The following is an 8,518-nucleotide window of genomic DNA, read 5'->3' as shown; positions in this document are numbered from 1 at the left end:
AGTGTTCCTGCAGGCGGGTTTTTGGATCTTTGTTGGTATCGACCAGCGTCAGGCCTTCGAACTCGCCGGCCAGCCAGGCCAGCACGCGCTCGCGGGCGACGTCCATGCCGGCGTCCAGGTATATGGCGCCAATCAGCGCTTCGAGAGCATCGGCCAGAATGGACTCACGACGAAAACCGCCGCTTTTCAATTCGCCGGAACCCAGGCGCAGGTACTCGCCCAGATCAAAACCGCGGGCCAGTACGGCCAGGGTTTCACCTTTCACCAGGCGGGCGCGCAAACGCGACAACTGACCTTCGCGGGCCAGCGGGAAGCGATCGAACAGCGCTTCGCCAGCGACAAAGTTGAGGATGGCATCACCGAGGAATTCCAGGCGTTCGTTGTTGCGCCCGGCAAAACTGCGGTGAGTCAGGGCCAGGACCATCAGTTCCTGATCCTTGAAAGTGTAGCCGAGCTGACGCTCTAGACGGCTCAAGGAAACGCTCACGGTTTACCCACGCTGAGTTCGTGGCTGGATTCCACCGCCATGGCCGAGAGGCAGAGGCTTGGGACAAATAACGCTGTGTTCAAAAATTACGTCCTGACTATCAGTGTTTTCATGCGTCGGGAACCGATTGTGGCGGCTCCAGAAATGCATTCGGCGCTGTGTTCAACAGCGCCGTTGTGATTACTTGATCAGGCCAACCCGCGAAAAATTCGGCAGGTGACTGAGTTTGGGTTCCGGCCAGCTCATCCAGACTGCGAAGGCCTTGCCGACAATATTCTTGTCGGGAACCATGCCCAGCAGATCCTTGGGAATGTTCGGATCATCCCAGTAGCGACTGTCGTTCGAGTTGTCGCGGTTGTCGCCCATCATGAAATAGTGCCCGGCGGGTACGGTCCATGAACGATCCGGCGGCGCGCGGTAACGACTCATTTCCTTGCGGATTTGATGCTCTGCGGCGCCCAGCTTCTCTTTGTAGAGTTCAGCGCTGCCCAGCGTACCCGGCTCGGAACCGACCAGTTGTTCGGCAACCGATTCACCGTTGACGAACAGGCGCTTGTCGGCGGTGTACCGGATCTGGTCACCCGGCAGGCCAACGACACGCTTGATGTAGTTGACGCTCGGATCACTCGGGAAGCGGAACACCATCACGTCACCGCGTTGCGGATCACCGACCTCGATGACTTTCTTGTCGAGCACCGGCAAGCGGATCCCGTAAGAAAATTTGTTCACCAGAATGAAGTCACCCACATCCAGGGTAGGTTTCATCGAGCCCGATGGGATCTGGAACGGCTCCACCAGGAATGAACGCAGCACCAGCACGATGAACAGCACCGGAAAGAACGACTTGCCGTATTCGACCAGCAGCGGCTCTTTGTTCAGTTTCTCGACCACCACGCCATCAGGCTGGCTAACGCTGCCCTGATAGGAAGCAATGGCGGCACGCCGACGTGGCGCCAGAAACACCAGATCGAGCAATGCCAACAGGCCGCAGACGAAAACAGCGATGACCAGCAACAGCGGGAAATTTAGCGACATAGGACCTAACTATCCAACCTGAGCACTGCAAGGAAGGCTTCCTGTGGAATTTCCACGTTGCCGACCTGCTTCATGCGTTTTTTACCGGCCTTCTGCTTTTCCAACAGCTTGCGCTTACGGCTAACGTCACCGCCGTAGCATTTGGCCAATACGTTCTTTCTGAGTGCCTTGACGGACGTTCGCGCAATGATCTGCCCGCCAATGGCGGCCTGGATCGCAACGTCGAACATCTGACGCGGAATCAGTTCTTTCATCTTCTCGGTCAACTGGCGACCTTTGTAGTGCGCGTTATCCTTGTGCACGATCAGCGCCAGGGCGTCGACCTTGTCACCGTTGATCAGCACATCCAGCTTCACCAGATTAGCCGATTGATAACGATCGAAATGGTAATCCAGCGAAGCATAGCCACGGCTGGTGGATTTGAGACGATCGAAGAAGTCGAGGACCACTTCGTTCATCGGCAAATCGTAAGTCACCTGGACCTGAGTGCCGAGGAAGAGCATGTCGTGCTGCACGCCACGCTTCTCGATGCACAGGGTAATGACGTTACCCAGGTGTTCTTGCGGCACAAGAATATTGGCCCGCACGATCGGCTCACGCATGTCCTCGATCGAGGACAGGTCTGGAAGCTTCGACGGGTTGTCGACGTAAATCGTTTCACCGGTTTTCAGCAACAGTTCGAAAATTACCGTCGGTGCCGTGGTGATCAGGTCCAGGTCGTACTCGCGCTCGAGGCGCTCCTGGATGATTTCCATGTGCAGCATGCCGAGGAAGCCGCAACGGAAGCCGAAGCCCAGCGCGTCGGAACTTTCCGGGGTGTATTGCAGGGACGAATCGTTGAGCGTGAGCTTTTGCAGGGCTTCACGGAAGTCCTCGAAGTCGTCGGAACTGACCGGGAACAGACCGGCATAGACCTGCGGCTGGATACGTTTGAAGCCGGGCAGAACATCAACATCCGGCGTAGAGCTCAAGGTCAGGGTGTCACCGACGGGTGCACCGTGGATGTCCTTGATACCGGCGATGATGAAGCCCACTTCACCGGCTTTGAGGTCGGTGGTGGCGGTGTGTTTCGGGTTGAACACGCCGACGCTGTCCACGAGGTGGATCTTGCCGGTGGACTTGACCAGAATCTTGTCGCCCTTCTTCACACGACCGTGGCGCACCCGAACCAGAGAGACAACGCCCAGGTAGTTGTCGAACCAGGAATCGATGATCAACGCTTGCAGCGGATCTTCGTAGTTGCCGGTCGGCGCGGGAATGGTGTGAACCAGACGCTCAAGCACTTCGTCGACGCCCAGGCCGGTTTTGGCACTGCACTCGACTGCATCGGTGGCGTCAATGCCGATGATTTTTTCGATTTCTTCCTTGACGCGGTCCGGATCGGCCTGCGGCAGGTCGATCTTGTTCAGGACCGGCATGACTTCCAGGCCCTGCTCGATCGCTGTGTAGCAGTTGGCAACCGACTGCGCTTCAACGCCTTGACCGGCATCGACCACCAGCAACGCACCTTCACAGGCCGCCAGCGACCGACTGACTTCGTAGGTGAAGTCAACGTGGCCCGGGGTGTCAATGAAGTTCAGCTGATATTTGATGCCATCGCGAGCGGTGTAATACAGAGTAACGCTGTGGGCCTTGATGGTGATCCCGCGTTCACGTTCCAGGTCCATGGAGTCGAGGACCTGAGCTTCCATTTCGCGCTCGGCAAGGCCGCCACACATCTGGATGAACCGATCGGCCAGCGTCGACTTGCCATGGTCAATGTGGGCGATGATGGAGAAATTGCGGATATGACTCAAATCACTCACGGATCAACACTCAAAAAGGCTGCAGGCATAGCCCGCCGAAAAATAGCCGGGAATTGTACCTGATCCTCGGCGCAAGCGTCACGTTCACAGGTCAGACGGCACTTACAAAAACGCCCCGGCCATAAGACCAGGGCGTTTTTTGGAGACCTGCATGCCCGGAAAATATCCCGGCTCAACCCGCCCGTCGCAACAGCCAGACCCCGGCCAGGGCGCAAATGCTCGCTGGAACCAGCACCGCAAACAGCGGCGAGAAACCGAACACCAGGCTCGACGGCCCCAGCAGATCCTGGACGATGCGGAAGGTGAAACCCACCAGCACACCGGTGAACACCCGCTGACCCAGCGTTACCGAACGCAATGGACCGAAGATGAACGAGATCGCCATCAACACAAGTGCGGCTGTCACCAGCGGTTGCAACACCTTGACCCAAAACGCCAGCCAGTAACGGCCGTTCGCCAGGCCCTGATCCGCCAGATAGTGGATGTAACCCCACAGCCCGCTGATCGACAATGAATCAGGCGACATCACCACAGTGCTGAGCAATTGCGGGCTGAGGGCCACATCCCAACGCTCGACCGGTGCGTTCACCACCTCGGTAGTTTTCTCGTGGAATATCGTGGTCGCGACCTCGCTCAGTTGCCAGTGATCCTTGTCGAACTCCGCGCGCTTGGCGAAGCTCGACGAAAGCATGTGGCGTTGATCGTCGAAACGGTAGCGGGTTACGCCGTAAAGCACCCCATTGGGTTGCACCGAGTTGACGTGAATGAACTCGTCACCTTGACGGTGCCACAGGCCGTGCCGGGCACTTTGCGCATCGCCGCTGCCCTGAGCCAGCGAACGGTTGGCCTGAGCGGCGCTTTCAGTGGCCGGCGCCACGTACTCGCCAATCAACAGACCCGCGACCATCAGCACCAGCATCGGCTTCATCACGGCCCAGACAATCCGGCCTATCGAAACGCCCGCCGCCCGCATGATGGTCAGCTCGCTGTGACTGGCCAGGGTGCCGAGGCCGATCAGGCAGCCGATCAGCGCTGCCATCGGCAACATGTCGTAGAGCCGGCGCGGTGCCGTCAACAGGACGTAACTCAGGACATCAAGCAGAGTGTAGGTATCGCTGACGTCGCCCATCTCGTCGATGAAGGCAAACAGCGTGGCCAGACCGAGAATGATCCCCAGCACAGCGAGGATCGCAATAAAAACGGTGCTGCCAATGTAGCGGTCAAGTTTAACCACGGGTCACCTCCAGCGCGCTGCGGCGACTCGCCATTTTCAGGCGTAACGGCTCCCAATAGAGCAAGCCAAGGCCGATGGCCAGGAAGATCGCATGCACCCACCACAGGCCCAGCGCCGGTGGGATCTTGCCCTTTTCGAGGGCGCCGCGAGCGGCAATCAGGATGCTCAGGTAAGCCATATAAAGAAGAATCGCCGGCAGTAACTTGAGGAAGCGGCCCTGGCGCGGATTGACCCGCGACAGCGGCACCGCCATCAAGGTCACGATGAACACCAGCAGCGGCAGCGAAAGACGCCATTGCAGCTCGGTTCGGGAACGGATGTCGTCACTGCCGAACAGCGAGCGGGTGGTCATCGCATCACGATCGGTGACTTCGTCACTGACGTCGGGTTTGGGCAGTAGAACGCCATATTCCTGGTACTTGATTGCCCGGTAGTCAGCCTGACCCGGATTACCGTCGTAGCGATAGCCGTTGTCGAGAATCAGGTAACGGTTGCCGTCGGGGCGAATTTCCTGACGCCCCTTCTCGGCCACCAGCACGGAAATCCCGCGGTCTTTCTTGTCGGAAGAAATGTTCTTTTGCGAAATGAAAACGCCGCCGAGGTTGATGCGATCATCGGACAGCATTTCGGTGTACGTCACCCGGGTGCCATCGCGCAGGGCCTGGAAACGACCCGGTTCGAGGGTATCGAACTCGGTCAGGGCGTCTTGCTTGTTCAGCAATAGCTGGAACTGATTGGCCCCTTGCGGCGCGAGGCTGAGGCTCAGCCACGCCACCACCAACGCCACCAGCGTAGCTGGAAACAAGGTCATCGCGAACAGACGCTGCTGGCTCATGCCCGTGGCGGAAAGCACGGTCATTTCGCTTTCCAGGTACAAGCGGCCGTACGCCAGCAGGATCCCCAGAAACAGGCCCAGCGGCAGGATCAGCTGCAGGAATCCCGGTAGACGAAAGCCCATGATCAGGAACAGCGAGCCCGGATCCAGCAGGCCTGCAGCCGCCTGGGCGAGGTATTTGATGAAGCGTCCGCTCATGATGATGACCAGCAGCACGGCACTGACGGCGCTCAGGGTCAACAGGACTTCGCGGGATAGGTAACGGAAGACGATCAAACCAGACACTCCAGGGTTGTCAGGCTAAGGCGGCCAAACAAGCAAACGTATCAGGCGACCCGCAAGCCAGGGCCGCCGAAAAAAGTTGGCGCATTATCCTGTGATTGGGTGCGCCTGTCACTGCGCACAGTTGCGCAGGCGGTCGATGGCTTGAAGAACCTACCAACCGAGGGTTGTCAGGCGCCGGTAGCGAGGTTCAAACTGCGGCCTTTGTCGCAGGCCGTGTCCTGCGTCTTTTCTGTTTATAAGCAAGTTCAGATACTTGCGTATTGACCATTCATTCAGGGACCCGGACATGGAACTGGTTGTAAAAAGCGTTAGCCCAGAAACGTTGAAGACTGCCACCTTGGTCGTCGCCGTCGGCGAAGGCCGCAAACTCGGCGCCGTTGCCAGACACCTCGACGATCTGAGCGGCGGTGCGATCAGCGCTGTGCTCAAGCGTGGCGACCTGGCCGGCAAAGTCGGTCAAAGCCTGATGCTGCACAGCCTGCCAAACCTCAAAGCAGAGCGCGTCCTGCTGGTCGGCATCGGCAAAGACGAAGAACTGTCCGACCGCCCGTTCCGTAAAATCATCGCCGGCATCCTCAATACCCTCAAAGGCCTGGGCGGCAGCGACGCCGTACTGGCGCTCGATGAAGTGGTGCTCAAGGGTCGCGACAGCTACGGCAAGACCCGTTTGCTGGCTGAAACGCTGGTCGACGGCGAATACACGTTCGATCGCTTCAAGAGCCAGAAAGCCGAACCCCGCGCCCTGAAGAAAATCACCCTGGTGACCATCAAGGCGGCCCAGGCTGAAGTCGAGCGCGCCGTCGCCCACGCGACCGCTATTGCCAACGGCATGGCGTTTACCCGCGACCTGGGCAATTTGCCGCCGAACATCTGCCATCCGACGTTCCTCGGCGAGCAGGCGAAGAATCTCGGCAAGGAATTCAAGAGCCTGAAAGTTGAAGTCCTCGACGAGAAGAAAATCAAGGACCTCGGCATGGGCTCGTTCTACGCCGTCGGCCAGGGCAGTGCCCAGCCGCCGCGCCTGATCGTCATGCAATACAACGGCGGCAAGAAATCCGAGAAGCCGTATGCACTGGTCGGCAAGGGCATCACGTTCGATACCGGTGGCATCAGCCTGAAACCGGGCGCCGGCATGGACGAAATGAAGTACGACATGGGCGGCGCCGCGAGCGTCTTCGGTACCCTGCGCGCCGTGCTCGAACTACAGCTGCCAATCAACCTGGTGTGCATCCTCGCCTGCGCCGAGAACATGCCGAGCGGCAATGCTTCGCGTCCGGGCGACATCGTCACCACCATGAGCGGGCAGACTGTGGAGATTCTCAACACCGACGCCGAAGGCCGTCTGGTGCTGTGCGACGCCCTGACCTACTCGGAACGTTTCAAGCCGCAGGCAGTGATCGACATCGCAACCCTGACGGGCGCTTGTGTCGTGGCACTGGGCGCGCACACATCCGGCCTGCTGGGCAACAACGACGAGCTGATCGGCCAGCTGCTGAGCGCCGGCCAGGTGGCCGACGACCGCGCCTGGCAGCTGCCGCTGTTCGATGAATACCAGGAGCAACTGGACAGCCCGTTCGCCGACATCGCCAACATCGGTGGTCCGAAAGCCGGGACCATCACTGCCGCGTGCTTCCTTTCGCGTTTCACCAAGAACCTCAACTGGGCGCACCTGGACATCGCCGGCACGGCCTGGACCAGCGGCGGCAAGGACAAAGGCGCAACCGGTCGCCCGGTGCCTCTGTTGACCCAATACCTGCTGGACCGCGCCAAAGCCTGAAACCGATGACCTCTGGTGGCGTTGCCTGACGGTGGCGCCGCTGGAGGCTCAGGAACCGCAATGACCCAAGTCGACTTTTATATCCTGCCCAGCGCCGATCCATCGGCGCGGCTGGATTTCGCCTGCAAACTCACCGAAAAAGCCTGGCGCATGGGCCATCGCATCTACTTGCATTGCAGCGATGCCGCCCAGCGTGACGATCTCGACGCGCGCCTGTGGACCTTCAAGGGTGAAAGCTTCGTGCCGCATGGCCCCGCCGAAAGCGAGCCGGACAGTTTGATCGTGCTGGGCCTTGGCGATGACTGCGGTCAGCACCAGGATCTGCTGGTCAACCTTGACCTGAAAGTCCCGGCCTTCGCCAACCAGTTCGCCCGCGTGGCGGAAGTGGTAGTCGAAGACCCGGCGATTCGCACGGCCGCGCGGGAGAGTTTTCGCTTCTACCGCGAACAAGGCTATTCTCTGCAAGATCACCGTTTACAGCGACTCTGAGCATTCCGATGGACACTCCAAAACCGCTGCAAAAGCCTACGCACCTGCTGGACGACCTTGAGTCGATCCGTCAATTGCTCGGCGATGACAACCTGCAACCGCCGCTGCTGACCGACACGGTCGAGGACGACGACCAGGAGCAGATTCCGATGTTGTTCGATTCGGTCAGTGCCTCCCAGCCAACCGTCGAACCATCCGCACCCGCCACTGCTGCCCAGCCGGCGAAGGCTGCGAGCAAAAATCCCGACGACCTGCTGCACCTGGACAGCGAACTTCGAGCCGCCGCGCAATTGATCATGCAGGACGTGATCGACGATTTCGCGCCACACATCGAAACCGAAATCAAACGCCGCCTGAGTGCGCGACTGGAACGCTTACTCAGCCAGTACAACGACTGAATCCTCCTGCCGGCCGAGGGTTTGTGGCCAAGGGATTTATCTGTGGCGAGGGGATTTATCCCCGTTGGGCTGCAAAGCGGCCCCAGCACTCCATCGACAATACTCATCTGAGGATTGACGACTGCTGCGCAGCCGAACGGGGATAAATCCCCTCGCCACAGATAAGTGCCCTT

Annotated in this window: 8 protein-coding genes; 3 read left to right on the top strand and 5 right to left on the bottom strand. The window is 59.3% G+C overall.

From position 1 onward, the window contains the following. The 5 genes from rnc to lptF all read right to left on the bottom strand — a co-directional run. The coding region (rnc, locus tag DU29_RS0125365) for a ribonuclease III (RefSeq protein WP_033050937.1) at positions 1 to 487 on the bottom strand (487 nt) is incomplete at its 3' end. A 180-nt stretch (positions 488 to 667) separates the two neighbouring features. Continuing rightward, positions 668 to 1,522, bottom strand: a complete 855-nt coding sequence (gene lepB / locus DU29_RS0125355; protein ID WP_028624230.1) for a signal peptidase I — start codon at positions 1,520 to 1,522, stop codon at positions 668 to 670. Positions 1,523 to 1,527: 5 nt separating this feature from the next. After that, positions 1,528 to 3,327 (bottom strand): translation elongation factor 4, encoded by a 1,800-nt coding sequence (gene lepA, locus DU29_RS0125350; RefSeq protein ID WP_028624229.1) that lies wholly within the window; start codon positions 3,325 to 3,327, stop codon positions 1,528 to 1,530. Positions 3,328 to 3,499: 172 nt separating this feature from the next. Further along, positions 3,500 to 4,561 carry an LPS export ABC transporter permease LptG gene (gene lptG, locus DU29_RS0125345; RefSeq protein WP_028624228.1) on the bottom strand — a complete coding sequence of 354 codons (1,062 nt, stop codon included), beginning with the start codon at positions 4,559 to 4,561 and terminating at the stop codon, positions 3,500 to 3,502. Then, complete coding sequence (gene lptF / locus DU29_RS0125340) at positions 4,554 to 5,672, bottom strand: LPS export ABC transporter permease LptF (protein ID WP_028624227.1); 1,119 nt, start codon at positions 5,670 to 5,672, stop codon at positions 4,554 to 4,556. Before lptF ends, lptG begins: the two co-directional genes overlap by 8 nt. Positions 5,673 to 5,967: 295 nt before the next feature. On the opposite strand from lptF, the gene DU29_RS0125335 reads away from it, so the two are divergent. The 3 genes from DU29_RS0125335 to DU29_RS0125325 are packed head-to-tail and all read left to right on the top strand — an operon-like array spanning position 5,968 to position 8,345. Further along, positions 5,968 to 7,458 carry a leucyl aminopeptidase gene (locus DU29_RS0125335; protein WP_028624226.1) on the top strand — a complete coding sequence of 497 codons (1,491 nt, stop codon included), beginning with the start codon at positions 5,968 to 5,970 and terminating at the stop codon, positions 7,456 to 7,458. Between the two features lie 60 nt (positions 7,459 to 7,518). Then, positions 7,519 to 7,947 carry a DNA polymerase III subunit chi gene (locus DU29_RS0125330; RefSeq protein ID WP_028624225.1) on the top strand — a complete coding sequence of 143 codons (429 nt, stop codon included), beginning with the start codon at positions 7,519 to 7,521 and terminating at the stop codon, positions 7,945 to 7,947. 8 nt (positions 7,948 to 7,955) lie between these two features. Continuing rightward, positions 7,956 to 8,345, top strand: coding sequence for a hypothetical protein (locus tag DU29_RS0125325; RefSeq protein ID WP_028624224.1), 390 nt, complete (start codon positions 7,956 to 7,958; stop codon positions 8,343 to 8,345). Positions 8,346 to 8,518 lie beyond the last annotated feature (173 nt).

The organism is Pseudomonas sp. Ant30-3, assembly GCF_000690905.1.
GTDB lineage: Bacteria > Pseudomonadota > Gammaproteobacteria > Pseudomonadales > Pseudomonadaceae > Aquipseudomonas.
This window is presented reverse-complemented; position numbering and strand designations above follow the sequence as displayed.